16 protein-coding genes are annotated in these 15,786 nt (G+C 68.6%); 6 read left to right on the top strand and 10 right to left on the bottom strand.

Annotated elements, in window-relative coordinates; all coding sequences use genetic code 11:
• The first annotated feature begins 40 nt into the window (after positions 1-40).
• Positions 41-1,282: an SLC13 family permease gene (locus QJR12_RS04665; protein ID WP_300579528.1), complete on the top strand. Its 1,242-nt coding sequence runs from the start codon at positions 41-43 to the stop codon at positions 1,280-1,282.
• 23 nt (positions 1,283-1,305) lie between these two features.
• Here QJR12_RS04665 and QJR12_RS04660 read toward each other — a convergent pair whose 3' ends face one another.
• The 6 genes from QJR12_RS04660 to carD are packed head-to-tail and all read right to left on the bottom strand — an operon-like array spanning position 1,306 to position 6,361.
• Positions 1,306-2,289 (bottom strand): glycerophosphodiester phosphodiesterase family protein, encoded by a 984-nt coding sequence (locus QJR12_RS04660; RefSeq protein WP_300579633.1) that lies wholly within the window; start codon positions 2,287-2,289, stop codon positions 1,306-1,308.
• A 34-nt stretch (positions 2,290-2,323) separates the two neighbouring features.
• A complete protein-coding gene (gene rlmB, locus QJR12_RS04655; RefSeq protein ID WP_300579527.1) occupies positions 2,324-3,259 on the bottom strand; it encodes a 23S rRNA (guanosine(2251)-2'-O)-methyltransferase RlmB in 936 nt (311 codons plus the stop codon).
• The gene (gene cysS, locus QJR12_RS04650; RefSeq protein WP_300579526.1) at positions 3,249-4,661 is read right to left on the bottom strand and encodes a cysteine--tRNA ligase; all 1,413 of its coding nucleotides are present in this window, start codon (positions 4,659-4,661) and stop codon (positions 3,249-3,251) included. Before cysS ends, rlmB begins: the two co-directional genes overlap by 11 nt.
• A gap of 18 nt (positions 4,662-4,679) precedes the next feature.
• Positions 4,680-5,174 (bottom strand): 2-C-methyl-D-erythritol 2,4-cyclodiphosphate synthase, encoded by a 495-nt coding sequence (gene ispF, locus QJR12_RS04645; RefSeq protein ID WP_300579525.1) that lies wholly within the window; start codon positions 5,172-5,174, stop codon positions 4,680-4,682.
• Positions 5,171-5,857, bottom strand: a complete 687-nt coding sequence (gene ispD, locus QJR12_RS04640) for a 2-C-methyl-D-erythritol 4-phosphate cytidylyltransferase (RefSeq protein ID WP_300579524.1) — start codon at positions 5,855-5,857, stop codon at positions 5,171-5,173. Before ispD ends, ispF begins: the two co-directional genes overlap by 4 nt.
• Positions 5,858-5,872: 15 nt before the next feature.
• Entirely contained in the window at positions 5,873-6,361 is a 489-nt protein-coding gene (carD, locus tag QJR12_RS04635) for an RNA polymerase-binding transcription factor CarD (protein ID WP_213440414.1), read from the bottom strand.
• Positions 6,362-6,697: 336 nt separating this feature from the next.
• On the opposite strand from carD, the gene QJR12_RS04630 reads away from it, so the two are divergent.
• A complete protein-coding gene (locus QJR12_RS04630) occupies positions 6,698-7,246 on the top strand; it encodes a hypothetical protein (protein WP_300579632.1) in 549 nt (182 codons plus the stop codon).
• Between the two features lie 53 nt (positions 7,247-7,299).
• Entirely contained in the window at positions 7,300-8,727 is a 1,428-nt protein-coding gene (gene radA / locus QJR12_RS04625; protein WP_300579523.1) for a DNA repair protein RadA, read from the top strand.
• A gap of 65 nt (positions 8,728-8,792) precedes the next feature.
• On the opposite strand, the gene QJR12_RS04620 is transcribed toward radA, so the two are convergent.
• Positions 8,793-9,575, bottom strand: a complete 783-nt coding sequence (locus QJR12_RS04620; RefSeq protein WP_300579522.1) for a hypothetical protein — start codon at positions 9,573-9,575, stop codon at positions 8,793-8,795.
• A gap of 164 nt (positions 9,576-9,739) precedes the next feature.
• Entirely contained in the window at positions 9,740-10,369 is a 630-nt protein-coding gene (locus tag QJR12_RS04615; RefSeq protein WP_300579521.1) for a carbonic anhydrase, read from the bottom strand.
• Between QJR12_RS04615 and QJR12_RS04610 the strand changes: the two genes are divergently transcribed.
• Positions 10,368-11,270, top strand: coding sequence for an A/G-specific adenine glycosylase (locus tag QJR12_RS04610; protein ID WP_300579631.1), 903 nt, complete (start codon positions 10,368-10,370; stop codon positions 11,268-11,270). The genes QJR12_RS04615 and QJR12_RS04610 overlap by 2 nt on opposite strands.
• Positions 11,271-11,349: 79 nt before the next feature.
• On the opposite strand, the gene QJR12_RS04605 is transcribed toward QJR12_RS04610, so the two are convergent.
• Both QJR12_RS04605 and QJR12_RS04600 read right to left on the bottom strand, forming a co-directional pair.
• Positions 11,350-13,122, bottom strand: a complete 1,773-nt coding sequence (locus QJR12_RS04605) for an IS1634 family transposase (protein ID WP_300575500.1) — start codon at positions 13,120-13,122, stop codon at positions 11,350-11,352.
• A gap of 137 nt (positions 13,123-13,259) precedes the next feature.
• Positions 13,260-14,018, bottom strand: a complete 759-nt coding sequence (locus tag QJR12_RS04600; protein ID WP_300579520.1) for an alpha/beta hydrolase — start codon at positions 14,016-14,018, stop codon at positions 13,260-13,262.
• 88 nt (positions 14,019-14,106) lie between these two features.
• Between QJR12_RS04600 and mhuD the strand changes: the two genes are divergently transcribed.
• Positions 14,107-14,424, top strand: a complete 318-nt coding sequence (gene mhuD / locus QJR12_RS04595; RefSeq protein ID WP_300579519.1) for a mycobilin-forming heme oxygenase MhuD — start codon at positions 14,107-14,109, stop codon at positions 14,422-14,424.
• A 10-nt stretch (positions 14,425-14,434) separates the two neighbouring features.
• Positions 14,435-15,766, top strand: coding sequence for a class A beta-lactamase-related serine hydrolase (locus QJR12_RS04590; RefSeq protein ID WP_300579518.1), 1,332 nt, complete (start codon positions 14,435-14,437; stop codon positions 15,764-15,766).
• Positions 15,767-15,786: the final 20 nt, after the last annotated feature.

The raw sequence follows: 15,786 nt of genomic DNA, 5'->3' as shown, positions 1-15,786 counted from the left end.
GCCGGCGGTGTGGTGGCGCGAGCCCCCGGGGAGCTGAACGTTGACGCTCACTGTTGCGTTGTTGCTGCTCGGTGTTGTCCTGGCATTCGCGGTCGCCCGCCCGCGGGGCTGGCCGGAGGCATGCGCTGCGGTTCCGGCGGCGCTGATCCTGATGCTCATCGGCGCGGTTTCGGTGCCCCAGGCGGGCGCCGAGGCGGCCCGGCTGCTGCGGGTGGTCGCCTTTCTGGGCGCAGTGCTGGTGCTGGCCAAAATGTGCGACGACGAAGGCCTGTTCGAGGCGGCCGGAGCGGCGATGGCGCGGGCGGGCGTCGGATCGGGTCGGCTGTTGCGCCGGGTGTTCGTCATCGCGGCCACCATCACCGCCGTGCTCAGCTTGGACGCCACCGTGGTGCTGCTGACCCCGGTAATCCTGGTCACCGTCCGCCGGCTGCGGGCACCGGTGCGCCCACACGCCTATGCCAGCGCGCACCTGGCCAACGCCGCATCGCTACTGCTGCCGGTGTCGAATCTCACCAACCTGCTGGCCTTCCACCGCGCGAATCTCCCGTTCACGAAGTTCACGCTGGTGATGACGCTGCCCTGGCTGGCCGCGGTCGCCACCGTCTACGTGGTTTTCCGCCGGTTTTTCGCCCGGGATTTGCGTGTGGCGCCCGATTACCGGCGGGGTGGGCCGGCACCGCGGCCGCCGGTCTTCGTTGTGGCGGTGGTGGCGCTGACACTTGCCGGCTTCGCGGGCGCCGAGGCGGCAGGCGTCGCACCCGTATGGGCGGCCCTCGCCGGCGCCGCGGTATTAGCTGCCCATGGCCTCGCCCGCCGGCGCACCTCGGTCGCGGCGGTCGTGCGCGCGGTGAACCTGCCGTTTCTGGTATTTGTGCCGGCGCTGGGCGTCGTCGTGCAAGCGGTCACCAACAACGGGCTGGGCGCCGACATGTGCGCGCTGCTGCCCGCCGGCTCCGGGTTGCCCGCGCTGCTCGGTACCGCGGTGGCGGCCGCCGTGCTCGCCAACATCGTCAACAACCTGCCAGCGACGTTGGTGTTGCTGCCGTTGGTAGCGGCAAGCGGCCCCGCTGCGATCCTCGCGGTGCTGATCGGTGTGAACATCGGCCCCAACCTGACCTACACCGGCTCGCTGTCCAACCTGCTGTGGCGCCGTGTGCTGCGCCGGTACAACGTGCCGGCCGACGTCGGCGAGTACACCCGACTCGGCCTGTGCACGGTGCCCACGGCCCTGGTGGCGGCGGTGCTGGCGCTGTGGGCCAGTGTCCGGATCCTGGGTATCTAGATCCGAGCCAGCCCGCCGCGCGCCTACTCCCGGTGATACGCCCGCGGTAATGGCATCCCATCACCGGCCATCACGGTGCGCAGCAACGCAGGATAGTCGGTGATAATGCCGTCGGCGCCCGCGGCGATCTGCGCGCGCATGGTATCCGCGTCGTTGATGGTCCACGGAATGACCTTCAGGCCCAGGGCATGTGCCCGATCGACGAATGTCTTGTCGGCGACCAGGGTGAAACCCGGGTCCCCGGTCGTCTGGCCGGATGGCACCGAATACCCGGGCGAAAGAATATTCGCGCCGGCCATCATCGCACCGACAACCGGGTCACCGATGACCGCCGGATCGATCCCGGCCAGCCACGGCGAATCCGGCGTCCAGGTCTTCTCATTCCACAACGCCGCCACCGGTATCGACGGCTGCTCTTGATGCACCAGTGACAGCACGCGCCAGTCGAAACTTTCGATGTCAACCCGATCGAGTTTGCCTGCGGACCTGGCCGCCGCAACGATCACGTCAACGAATTCCCGGGGATCTGCCGATGCGCCCGGGTGTTCGGCATCCACCTTGGTTTCGATGTCGTAGCGCACGTTCGCCCGGTAGGAATCGGTGAGCGCAAAAACCTCCGGCAGCGTCGCTATCTTGTTGCCCCGCACCACTTCAGCACAGGGAAATTCATTGGTGGGCCGGCCGCAGTCGAGCGTACGCAACTGCTCGAGGGTGAGGTCGCGCACCAGCTTGCCCACGTACGGATACTGCGGGTCGCCGGCAAGCACCGGCCCGGTGTCGGCGCATTTTTCCGGTACGATCCGCTGGTCGTGCCACACCAGAGGTTGACCGTCTTTGGTGATCACCACGTCGAACTCCAGTGTGCTCACCCCAAGTTCGAGGGACTTGGCGAAGGCTCGCAGCGATTCCCCGGTCGCCTCGCCTTGACCTCCCTGATGGGCCACCAGATCGAATGCCGCCGGCGCCGCCGGCGCCGGCGGTCCCGGCAGCACTGCGACGGCCGCCAATGCGAACCCCAGGGCGCGACGGCGCACGAGCACCTCAACGCCTGCGCTGGCGGGCGATTTCGGCGAGCACCACCCCCGCGGCCACCGAGGCGTTGAGCGATTCGGCGGGCCCGGCCATCGGGATCGATACCACGGCATCGCAGTTTTGCCGAACCAGCCGGGACAACCCCTTGCCCTCCGATCCGACGACGACCACCAGCGGATCGGTGCCGTCGAGGTCATCAAGGGGGGTGTCCCCCGCGGCGTCCAGGCCAACCACCCGCAGCCCGCGATCCGCCCAGTCCTTCAAGGTCCGTGTGAGGTTGGTGGCCCGCGCCACCGGAACCCGGGCCGCCGCGCCGGCGCTGCTGCGCCAGGCGACCGCCGTCACCGACGCCGAACGTCGCTGCGGAATCAGCACGCCATGGCCGGCGAACGCCGCCACCGACCGCACGATCGCCCCGAGGTTGCGCGGATCGGAGATGTTGTCCAACGCGACCAGCAGCGCCGGCGGGGACTCGACGGCGGCGGCGAGCAGGTCGTCCGGATGGGCGTAGCGGTAGGGCAGCACCTGCAGCGCGATGCCCTGATGTCGTCCGTCACCGGCTATCCGGTCCAAGTCGGTTCGCGATACCTCGAGGATAGCGATCTTCAAATTAGCTGCGCGCCTGATGGATTCGGTGATTCGTTCATCGGCTTCGGTGCCCAGAGCAAGGTATAACGCGGTAGCGGGAACGCCGGCGCGCAGGCACTCCAGCACCGGGTTGCGCCCGAGCACCGTCTCGGTGTCCTCGCCACGGTTGACCGGGCTCCGCGGCTGCGGCTTTTGGCTGGCGCGCCGCGCCGCGGGATGGTACGGCCGCAGCTCCGCGGGCGGTGTGGGGCCGCGGCCCTTCAGGGCGCGGCGGCGCTGACCCCCCGAACCGACGGTCGGGCCCTTCTTGGTGCCGGGTTTGCGGACCGCCCCCCGTCGTCGCGAGTTACCGGCCATCACCCCGGCCACCCAGCGACCACTGCGGCCCGTCGGCGGTGTCGGTGACCTCGATGCCAGCCTTTTTCAGCCGGTCGCGAATTTCGTCTGCCAGCGCCCAATCACGTTGCGCGCGGGCCTTTTCCCGTCGCTGCAGCTCGGCCTGCACCAACACCTCGAGGGCGGCCAGTGCGGCCGTCGCCTCGCCGTGGGACTCCCACCGCTCGTCGAGCGGGTCGCAACCCAGGATGGCCATCATCGCCCGGATGGTGCCGGCAATCTCCAGGGCGCCCTCGTGGTCGCCGGCCTCCAGTGCCCGGTTGCCTTCGGCACGAGCGTGATGGATCTCGGCCAGCGCCGCCGGCACCGCCAGGTCGTCGTCGAGCGCTGCGGCAAAGCGGGGGGTCCACCGGCCGGGCGCCACGGCCCCCACCCGGCTGCGCACCCGGTGCAGGAAATCCTCGATGCCCACGTAGGCCCTGACCGCGTCCCGCAGCGCCGTCTCGGAGAATTCCAGCATCGAGCGATAGTGGGCGCTGCCCAGGTAGTAGCGCAGTTCGGCGGGCCGCACGCGCTGCAAGACCGCGGGTATGGCAAGCACGTTTCCCAGCGACTTGCTCATCTTTTCCCCGCCCAGGGTGACCCAGCCGTTGTGCAGCCAGTAGCGGGCGAACCCGTCGCCGGCGGCACGGCTTTGCGCGATTTCGTTTTCGTGATGGGGAAACACCAAATCCATTCCACCGCAATGAATATCGAACTCCGGTCCGAGATAGGTGCGGGCCATCGCCGAGCATTCCAAATGCCAGCCGGGCCGTCCCCGGCCCCACGGCGTGGGCCACGACGGCTCCCCGGGCTTGGCGGCCTTCCACAGCGTGAAATCGCGCTGGTCACGCTTGCCGGTCGCCACACCCTCACCCTGGTGGACGTCGTCGATCCGGTGGCCGGACAGCTGACCGTACTCGGGATAGCTCAGCACGTCGAAATACACGTCACCGTTGCCGGTGTAGGCGTGGCCGGTGCGGATCAACCGCTCGATCAGTTCGACCATCTGCGTGATGTGACCGGTGGCCCGCGGTTCGGCCGACGGCGGCAGCACACCCAGTGCGTCATAGGCCGCGGTGAACTCGCGCTCGTAGGTCGCCGCCCATTCCCACCAGGGGCGTCCCGCGGCGGCGGCTTTGCCGAGGATTTTGTCGTCGATGTCGGTCACGTTGCGGATGAACGCGACGTCGTTGCCGCGCGCTATCAGCCAGCGGCGCAGAATGTCGAAGGCCACCGCACTACGGACGTGCCCGATATGCGGCAGACCCTGGACGGTGGCGCCGCACAGATAGATCGAGACATGCCCGGACCGCAGCGGAATGAAATCACGCACGGTGCCGGTCGCCGTGTCGTGTAGCCGCAGGCCGGCCCGATTGGTCACGACCTGCCAGCTTACCGGCTAACCCGGGTTGCCCGGTTTCACGCGGACCACCAACGCCGTCGCGATTGCGGCCAGGCCTTCGCCGCGCCCGGTCAGCCCCAGCCCGTCGGTGGTGGTGGCCGACACCGAGACGGGCCCGCCCAGCAGCTCGGAGAGCACCTTTTGCGCCTCGGCTCGCCGGGGGCCGATTTTCGGTCGATTGCCAATCACCTGCACGGCCGCGTTGCCGACGCGATAGCCGTGCCGGGCAATCAATTCGGCGACATGACGCAGCATTTCGGTGCCGCTGACGCCGGCCCAGTGCGGGTCATCGACGCCGAACACCTCGCCGACGTCACCCAGCCCGGCGGCCGACAGTACCGCGTCGCACAGCGCGTGGGCGGCCACGTCACCGTCGGAGTGCCCGGCGCAGCCGTGGGCGTCCGAAAACAGCAGGCCCAGTAACCGGCACGGCCGTCCGGGTTCGATTCGATGGACGTCGATGCCCAGACCGACGCGGGGCAGCGGGTTCACCGGCTCAGGATCGCCCGGGCGAGCAGCACATCCAGCCGTGTCGTGATCTTGAACGCCAGCGGGTCGCCCTCGACCACGTGCACCTCGCCACCCGCCCGCTCGACCAACGCCGCGTCGTCGGTGACATCGACGCCATCGGCACCCCGGTAGGCCCGCAACAGCAGCTCGGTGGTGAACCCCTGGGGAGTCTGGACCGCACGCAGGCCCGTCCGGTCGGGCGTGTCCAGCACCCTACCGGAGGCGTCGACGGCCCTGATGGTGTCGCTGACCGGTAGCGCGGGCACCACGGCGGGACGGCCGGCCCGCAACGCGTCAACCACCCGCACGATCAACCCCGGTGGGGTCAGTGCCCGGGCGGCGTCATGCACCAGCACGAATTCCGGCCCCGCCCCGGGAACCTCCGTCAGCGCCGCCAACGCTCGACTCACGGATTCGCAGCGGCTGGCCCCACCGGCGACGACACGGGCGCGTCGACCGAGAATCGACTCGGCCTGATCGATGCGATCGGACGGCACCGCGACCACGACCCGATCCACCCCCGCCGCCAGCAGGCCGGCAACCGCCCTTTCGAGCAGGGTGCACCCGCCAAGCGCAAGGAACGCTTTCGGCACTCCGGCGGCCAGCCGCCGACCCGTGCCCGCGGCCGGCACCAGTGCGGCGACCGCGGGTGTTCCCCCGCTCACTCACGCCTCAGGGTGTCAGGATGCGGCGGCTAATACCTCGTCGAGAATGGTCTCCGCCTTGGCGTCGTCGGTGCTTTCGGCCAGAGCCAACTCGCCCACCAGGATCTGCCGTGCCTTGGCCAGCATTCGCTTCTCACCGGCGGACAGGCCACGCTCCTGCTCCCGCCGCCACAGGTCACGCACCACCTCCGCCACCTTATTGACGTCACCGGAGGCAAGCTTCTCCAGGTTGGCCTTGTAGCGACGCGACCAGTTGGTCGGCTCCTCGGTGTGCGGAGCGCGCAGCACCTGGAACACCTTATCGAGGCCCTCCTGCCCGACCACGTCGCGAACACCGACGTACTCGGCGTTCTCGGCGGGCACTCGAACCGTGAGGTCTCCCTGCGCCACCTTCAAGACGAGGTATTCTTTCTGCTCCCCTTTGATGGTTCGGGTTTCGATCGCCTCGATCAACGCAGCACCGTGGTGTGGATAAACGACGGTGTCTCCGACCTTGAAAATCATCTGATTCGAGCCCCTTTCGTTACTTCATGCTAACACGTAGCCCCGACACGAGGGCAACAACGGTGCAGGTCAGCGGCACCGCCTGGAAAAAATAGGGAGAGAATGGGGGTTGACAGACGGCCAATTTCGTGCCATGGCCCGGCCCGCCGACACCCCGTCGAGGGCCGTCCCAGGGCGGTTGTGCTGGCCTGACCCCCTCGGTTACCGCCACCAAGCCCTTACCTACTACAGTGCATAGTCGAATCCGCTGCACTCGCGATGGGGCCCGCTTGCGGCCGTCCCAGTCGAGTCCCGAGGCCCAGCAGGAGGCATCGAGTGAACCGTTTCGGCATCCGCTTGACCTGCGTCGGCGCGGCGGCCGCCGGGCTGGCGGCGATCGGCCTGGCCGGCGCGCTGTCGGGCTGCAGCTCCGGTCAGATCGCCCAGACCGCGGCCGTCGAGTCCGCGGTCAACGGCGCCAAGCTCAACCTCAACAACGTGGCGCTGCGCGACGTTCGCATCCAGGCCGTGCAGACCGGCGACTTCCTGCGACCCGGCCAACCGGTCAACCTGGTGCTGGTCGCCGTCAACCGGTCACGCGTAGTCGCCGACCGGCTGGTGAGCATCACCTCCGAGATCGGCACGGTGACTCTCAGCGGAGACACCCGATTGCCCGTGGGGGGCAAGCTGTTCATCGGTGCCTCCGCCGGCCAGAACGTGCGGGCGCTTCGGGCGGTGGAACCGGCGACCGCGGCAAAGGCAACGGTGGTGCTGGCCAAGCCGATCACCAACGGGCTGACCTACAGGTTCACCTTCACGTTCGAGAGGGCCGGCCGTGCCAGCGTGATGGTGCCGATCTCGGCGCCGACGACGCCGCCGCAGGAGCGCGCTCCCGACCTGGATTGACCATCCCGATTAGGTCCCCCCGGGCTGTCAGACCCACCCGATACCGTCACGGGGTGGCCAAGACACGTTCGCAGTACCGCTGTTCGGAGTGCCGCCACGTCACCGCCAAGTGGGTGGGCCGCTGCCTTCGGTGTGGCGCCTGGGGAACGGTTGGCGAGGTGGTGGTCCGCACCGCCGTCGGCGACACCCGGCGGCATCCGCACACCACGGCCTCGCGGGCCATTCCGATCAGTTCCGTCGAGGCGCGCGCCGCCGGCCACCACGCCACGGGTGTCGGTGAGTTCGACCGGGTGCTCGGGGGCGGTCTGGTACCGGGCTCGGTGACACTGTTGGCGGGTGATCCCGGCGTCGGGAAATCGACGTTGCTGCTCACGGTCGCCCATCACTGGGCACGGTCGGGTCGGCGCGCGCTGTATGTATCCGCTGAGGAATCCGCGGGTCAGATCCGGATGCGCGCCGATCGGATCGGCTGCAGCCACGACGAGGTCTACCTGGCTGCCGTATCGGACCTGCACCTGGTGCTGGAGCAGATCGCCGCGGTGCAGCCGACACTGGTCGTCGTGGACTCGGTGCAAACCATCTCCACTGCCGAGGCCGACGGTGTCCCCGGTGGCGTCACCCAGGTGCGCGCGGTCACCGCCGCGCTGACCCGTGCCGCGAAACCCACCGGTGTCGCGCTGATTCTCGTCGGCCATGTCACCAAAGACGGGGCGATCGCCGGGCCGCGCTCGCTGGAACACCTCGTCGACGTCGTGCTGCATTTCGAGGGCGATCGCCACAGTGGCCTGCGAATGGTCCGCGGCGTCAAAAACCGCTTCGGCACAGCCGACGAAGTCGGTTGTTTTCTGTTGCACGACAGTGGGATTGAAGGTGTTGCCGAGCCTTATGGCCTGTTCGTGGATCAGCGGCGAGCGCCCGTCGCCGGTACCGCGATCACCGTTGCCCTGGAGGGAAAGCGCCCCCTTGTCGGCGAAGTCCAGGCGCTGCTGGCCGCACCATCGGGCCAATCGGCGCGGCGGGCAGTCAGCGGAATAGACCACGCCCGGGCCGCGATGATCGCCGCCGTACTGGAAAAGCATGCCGGGCTCGCCGTGGCGGCCAACGACATCTACCTGTCCACGGTCGGCGGCATGCGGCTGACGGATCCGTCGGCAGACCTCGCGGTGGCGATCGCATTGTCCTCGGCATACGCCAACCTTCCGGTGCCCACCGCCGCGGTGATGATCGGCGAGGTGGGGCTGGCGGGCGATCTGCGGCCAGTCACCGGGATGGAACGTCGGCTCGGCGAAGCCGCCCGACAAGGATTTACCACCGCAGTGATCCCGCCCGGATGTCGTGGCGGCCCGCCGGGGCTGCGCGCGCTGGTCGCGACCACCATTGTCGCGGCGCTGCAGCACCTGCTGGATATCGCCGGCCGGCCCGGCCCGCCGACACCACCGCTTCGGCTGGGCGCGCCGCCACTGCAGGACACCGACGCATAGCGGGACGACCCGCCGCCGCGCAAACGCGCCTGCCGACCCGGCTCAGGCCGGCAACCGGGCCGAGGTCAGTTCCCCGCGGGGCCGGGCGGCGGCGGTGGCGCCATGGGCGGCGGCGGGCCCCCGTTTTCGGCCGGGGGTGACGGCGGGGGCGCAGCCAGGATGAACGGAACCGGTGCCGAGCGCAGATTGCCCAATTGCACCACCAGGTTGTAGGTGCCGGGGCCGATAGCGGGCCGCGGCAACGGACAACCCGGCGCCGACCCCATCCCGGTCCAGGTGACAGCGGTCGTCACCTGCTCGCCCGGTGTGAATGTCTTCACCAGGGTCTCGTTCGACGGCGCGCAGTCCAAATTGGACCACAGCCGTTTGTTGTCCAGCGTGTAGACATAGGCCGCGAGCACGGCGGCCCCCACATCGCGTTTGCACGCCACCAACCCGATGTTGGTGACCACCATGGTGAATTTCGGCTGGTCACCCAGGACGTATTGGGGTTGGTTAGTCAGGCCCTTGACGGCCAGTGTCGAGTCGGGACAGTCGTCACCTTCCTTGAGCACCGGTGGCGGTTGCACGGCCCCGGTCGGCGTCGGAACGGGAGCCACGTTCGGCGCCGCCGGGGGAACCATCGGGGTCTTGACCTCGGGCTGCGCGGCTGGCGGGGGCGCCTGGGGAGCGGTTGGCGGGGCGGGCTTGGCGGTGTTGGTGGTCTTTGCGCCCGCGCTGCCATCCAGGAGCGTGACGATGCCGGCGACCACAACGCCGATCACGGCTATGGCGATCCCCAGTGCCAGCCCCCGGCGCCGCCAGTAGACCTGCGGCGGGAGCGGGCCACGCGGTTCCAGATCCAGCACGTTCACACCGTAAGCCCAGGTCATACCAATAGCGGCGACCCGACTCGGCGTGTCGCCGGGTCGGCTGGCGCCGCCGGGATTTCCGGGTGATCGCCGGCGACCGGCCCGCCGCCGGGCCTTCAACGAAACGGTTCCGGGCCTGCGGCCGGCCGGCGGGAAGCCGCTCAGTCGTGCGGTTCGTCACCGATGTCGCCGATGTGGGCGCGCAGCATCACCCGGCCCTCGGCGAGACGATAGGTGACGCCGGCGATGGCCAGCGCGCCCGCCGCCACCCGCTCGGCGATGACGGTGGAGCGCGCCACCAGGCGCGCCATGGTCTCGTGGACGTGTCGCGCCTCGAACTCGTCGACGCGACTCAGCCCGTCGCGGCGGCCCAACAGGATCGACGGTGTCACCCGTTCCACCACGTCGCGGACGTAACCGGCCGGCAGGGCGCCGCCGTCGAGCGCCGTCAGCGCGGCCTGAACGGCGCCGCAGCCGTCATGACCGAGCACCACGACGAGCGGGACGTCGAGCACCGACACCGCGTACTCCACCGAGCCCAGGACAGCGGAGTCGATGACGTGTCCGGCGGTGCGCACCACGAACATGTCACCCAGGCCCTGATCGAAGATGATCTCCGCGGCGACCCGGCTGTCCGCGCAGCCGAACACCACGGCCGTCGGTTTCTGAGCGGCGGCCAGGCTGGCCCGATGCTCGACGCTTTGGCTGGGATGCTCGGGCTTGCCGGCGACGAATCGCTGGTTACCCTCGGTGAGTGCCTTCCACGCCGTCACCGGACTGCTCTTCGGCATGGCGGATATTCTGCCCCAGCCGCCGATGACCGTCTGCGCCCGCGAACTGCTCGACTGGTATGACCGGTCACGGCGAGACCTGCCGTGGCGCGAACCCGGCCTCGACGCCTGGCCGATCCTGGTCAGCGAATTCATGCTGCAGCAAACTCCGGTAGCCCGGGTGGTTCCGGTCTGGAGCGAGTGGGTGGCGCGCTGGCCCACCGCCTCGGCCACCGCAGCGGCCACCCTGGCCGATGTACTGCGCGCCTGGGGCAAACTGGGCTACCCGATGCGGGCCAAACGACTGCACGCATGCGCCACCGTGATCGCCCGGGATTACGGCGATGTGGTTCCCGACGACGTCGACACCCTGCTGGGGCTGCCCGGCGTCGGGAGCTACACCGCGCACGCGGTGGCCTGTTTCGCCTACCGCAAGCCGGTGCCGGTAGTCGACACCAATGTGCGCCGGGTGCTCGCCCGCGCGGTGCGCGGGCTCGCCCGTCCCGGTGCGCCGTCGGTGGCCCATGACCACGCCGACGTTTCCGCACTGTTGCCGGAAGAGCACGTGGCACCGCGTTTTTCGGCAGCGCTGATGGAGCTGGGTGCGACGGTTTGCACCGCCCGGGCCCCGAAGTGCGGGGTGTGCCCACTGAGCACGTGCCGGTGGCGAAATGCCGGTTATCCCCCCGCGCGCGGGCCCGCCCGGCGCGCCCAGCGCTACCAGGGAACCAACCGCCAGATCCGCGGCCGGCTGCTGGATGTGCTGCGCGCCCGGGATTCTCCGGTCACCCTTGCCGAACTGGACGTGGCCTGGCCGAGCGACCACCGTCGGCGCGACCGGGCATGGGATTCGCTGCGCGCCGACGGGCTGATCACCCGGCGGGCCGACGGCCGGTTCGCCTTGGCGGGCGAAGACGGTTAGCCCGAAGTTGCGGCGGTTTGGGTGGGTGGATTCGTGGCTGACGTGGGTTTTTGCTGGTGGTGTGGGGTCGTGGTTCTGGCTACGCGGCGGTCAGCGGGATGGGGGTGCCGATAAGGTCGAAGGCGCGGCGTTGGTCGGGGGTGGGTTCGGCCAGTGTGGGTACCGTGGCGTTGGTGCCGTGGTAGTGAATGTCGTTGCGGGTCAGGGTCGCTAGGTGATCGAGCAGGCCGCGGAAGCTGCGCAGCGGGTTACCGTCTGGGTCGTGCTGGGTCGAGGCTTTGGCCTGGGCCTGTGGTGAGCGTTGTGCGGGCGCGACGGGGTTGTCGCGGGCGGGTGGGTGTTCGTCGGTGAAGGTCAGCGACGCCCAGGCTTTACGCAGGTGCCAGACCAGGTAGCAGGCCAGCAGGCAGATCAGCACGTGGGCGCGGACACGCTTATCGAGGCGGTGATGGATGGGCCGCAGATCCAGATCATCGGCCTTGATGCTGCGGAAGTCGCGCTCGACGTGGGCGAGGTTTTTGTAGCTTTCCACCACGGCTGCTGGGGTGAGGGTATCGGCGTCGACGCTGGTGCGCAGCACGTAGATGCCATCGAGGCTGGCCTCGGCATCGATGCCGGCCTGGTCACGCTGGTAGGTGAAGCTGGTGTCGGTGATGGTGCGGTGAAAATGCTTGCCCACGTTGTGTTTGACGATGATCCGCCCAACGGCTTCACCGATCTTGCCTGCCCCCTTGAGGGTGCCGCGGGCCACCCGCTCGGCGATGGCGGCCAGGTCGGCCTCGGTGGCGGCTAGCAGCGCGGCGCGTTTGCGGGCCCGCTCGGCGGCCAGGGCGGGGTTGCGGCAGGCGATCAACCGTTCCCCGGGGTAGTCGGGGTGGGCGATCTCGGCGAGATCTTGGGTGTCGAACAGGCTCATCTGCAGCGGTCCCTTGTCGGCGGCCAGGGTGGCGATCTGGGGTGCACGCAGGGCGGTGATCCACCCGAAACCGGTTCCCGCATCGGTGTTAAGCTCTCTCAGTGCGCTGATGCGTGCACTGGTGATCATGCCGCGATCCCCCACCAGCACCAGCCGGGTCAACCCGAACGTGTCGCGCAGCACCTCGACGATGTCGGTGAACGCGACCGGGTCGGCGGTATCTCCGGAAAACACCCGCACCGCCACGGGGCGTCCGGCCGGGTCGGTGAGCACCCCGTAGTTGATCTGCGGCAGGCCCTTTTTGCCGTCGCGGGAATAGCCATGGGCGGCCAGCTCACAGCACCGCCCGGTCACCCATGAGCTGGTCAGATCGAACAACGCCATCCGTGACGGGTTCGCCGCTGGCCCAAGGTGTTTAGCGGCCAGCTTCTTCTCGATCGCGTCCTGACGATTCGCCAGCCAGTCCATCGCGGCATACACCTCATCGGTGGAGGCGCCAGCCACGTCCAGGTCGGGCCCCAAGGTGGTATCGGCCCACCGCGACAACGTTGACAGCTTGGACGCCGGACGGATCACCCGCGAAATAACCAACCCCAGCACCAGATCGCGGGATCGACACGCCGGACCCAGGAGCGCCGGAAACCCCAGCCGACGCGCCATCGCCGCCACTGCGGCCACATGCCCGTGCGGCAGCGAGCGGGTGATGGTGCAGGCCGACTGGGCAGGCACCATCACCTGTCCCTTCAGCGTCGCCTCGATCGCGGCGATCACCTCCGCGGGCAACTTGGACAGGTTGGCCAGGGTCTCGTGGCGGACCTTCGTCCCGTCGCGGTAGGTGCGACGCACCAGCACCGACTCATAGCGGTGCACGTTGCCGGCCTTGTCCACATATTTGCTCGGAGTCCGGGCTACGTGCATCCGCACAGGTTTGACCATAACTGAATATTACAAGGCGAACTCGTCAATCAATAGCATCAACACACCATATTCACTGGCTACACCTTCGGCAGACCAACCCGCACAGACCCCAGCTCAACCCCCAAATTGCCTAACTGACCCGCCGCAACTTCGGGTTAGCGCACCGCCAGGAAAGACTCCACCGCGTGTCGATATATCCGCGGCGCCTCATCATGAACCAGATGACCGGCTCCAGGAACATGTACGTAGCGTGTTTGGCGACCGGTTTCGCTCATCCTACGCATCTGGCCCTCGGATGTGACCGAGTTGCCGGCCTCGATGAGCAACGCGGGTGATCGGACATCGCGCCACTGCGCCCAGTAGTCGCGGGTGCCCCACTCGGCGGCGATCTCGATCCAGCGTTCGACGACCCCGTGCAGCCGCCAACCGGTGTCGACGCGATCGAAGGATTCCATAAAGTACCGACCCGCGATCGGGCCAAATACGGCGAATATCTGCTCCGCAGAGTCGAATTCGACTGGCAGGGCATGCAGCCACGGTTCCCACGCGGCGGTGCTGCGGCCCCGAAAATCCGGCGCCATATCCTCGATCACCAGCGCCGAGACCAGTTCGGGATGTTCCGCGGCCAGGCACCATGAGTGCAGGGCGCCCATCGAATGCCCGATCAGGCTCACCGGCGCTCCCAGGGTCGCCACCGCAGCACCCAAGTCGGCCACCAAGCGTTCGGTGCTGATCGGATACGGGCCGGGGACGTCACGGCCTCGGTGCCACGGCGCGTCGTAGGTGTAGACGCTACCCAACCTCGTCAGCCACGGCAGCTGCCGAAACCAGGTGCTCCCCCGCCCCATCAGACCGTGAACCAACACCAGCGGCCTGCCGCGTCCGCCGCGAAAGCTCAGCACATCGGTGGGCATGGACCTATTTTCGCGTGCCACGCACCGCGCCGTGGTATTCCGGTGACGGCACCCGAGCCCCCTCGGGCCGGCGCGGTAGCCTAGCGGCATGCCAGTGGTAAAGATCAACGCGATCGAGGTTCCCGCCGGTGCCGGTCCGGAGTTGGAGAAACGCTTCGCTCATCGCGCGCATGCCGTGGAGAACGCGCCCGGCTTCCTCGGGTTTCAGTTGCTCCGCCCGGTCAAGGGTGAAGACCGCTATTTCGTGGTGACGCAATGGGAGTCCGATGAGGCCTTCCAGGCGTGGGCGAACGGGCCGGCTATCGAAGCCCACGCCGGGCATCGGGCCAACCCCGTGGCGACCGGCGCGTCCCTGCTGGAATTCGAGGTTGTGCTGGACGTTGCCGGAACCGCCGCGCGCGCATAACCCGAGCCGGATGTGCCGCCGGACGGTGGTGCTGACGGCCGCCGCCGTGCTGGCCGTCGCCCCGCTACCCGGGTGCTCGTCGCCCCCCACGACACCGGCGAGCGCGGCCAACCCCGGGGGGCGGATCGACATCAGAACCCCGCCAGGCCTGCGTGCCCGGCAGATCGTGGACATGCTCAACTCGGATTGGCCGATCGGCACCCCCGGCGTTCGCACCCTCGCCGCGGCCGGCATGGTCGAGCGGGTCGAGCGCATGATGGACGCGCTGTGGTGGGACCGCCCCTTCACCGTCGATGCCGTCGACGTGTGGGCCGGCGCCGCTACATTGCACCTCACCAGCTCCTACGGCGCTCGGCAGGAGATCAGGATTCACACCGACGACGACCGGCTCGTGGACGGTTTCGAGGTCAGCACACCGGCACCGACGATCACGTCTTGGCGGGACGTCGACGTCGCGTTGAGCCGCACCGGGGCCCGATACTCGTATCAGGCCGCCCGGGTCCGCGATGGTCGCTGCGAGCCTGTAGCGGGCACCAACAGCACCCAATCACTGCCGCTGGCATCGATTTTCAAGTTGTATGTGCTCTACGCCGTGGCGGACGCGATCAAAGCGGAGACGGTGTCCTGGAACGACGAGCTGACCGTCACCGCCAAAAGCAATGCCGTCGGTTCTTCCGGGCTGGACCTGCCGGTCGGAGCCCAGGTGCCGGTTCGCACCGCCGCCGAAAAAATGATTGCCACCAGCGACAACATGGCCACCGACCTGCTCATCGAAAAAGTGGGCCGGCACGCGGTGGAGAGTGCACTGACTGCGGCCGGCCATCACGATCCAGCCGGCATGACCCCGTTTCCCACCATGCACCAACTGTTTTCGGTCGGCTGGGGCATACCGGACCTTCGCGACCGGTGGCGGCAGGCCTCCCCACAAGTGCGTGCGCAGCTGCTGCAGCAGGCGGATTCTCGCCCTTATCTGCCAGACCCCGCTCGAGCCCACACCCCGGCGTCGAGCTACGGGGTGGAATGGTACGGCACCGCCGAGGACATCTGCCGGGTGCACACGGCGTTGCAAACCGGCGCGATCGGCAAGGCCGCACCCGTTCGCCAGATTCTGGCCGCTGTCCCGGGTATCGATCTGGACCCCCGTGAGTGGCCGTATATCGGCGCAAAAGCCGGCGGGCTGCCCGGCGATTTGACATTCAGCTGGTACGCGGTCGACAAGACCGGGCAGCCCTGGGTGGTCAGCTTTCAGCTGACCTGGCCGCGTGATCACGGCCCCACCGTGACCGGCTGGATGCTGCAGATCGCCAAGCAGGTCTTCGCCCTGCTGCCGGGGCGCCACTAGCCGCCCGCTCGGCGCGGTTT

This window comes from Mycobacterium sp., from assembly GCF_029961025.1.
In the GTDB taxonomy this organism is placed as follows: Bacteria; Actinomycetota; Actinomycetes; order Mycobacteriales; family Mycobacteriaceae; genus Mycobacterium.
This window is presented reverse-complemented; position numbering and strand designations above follow the sequence as displayed.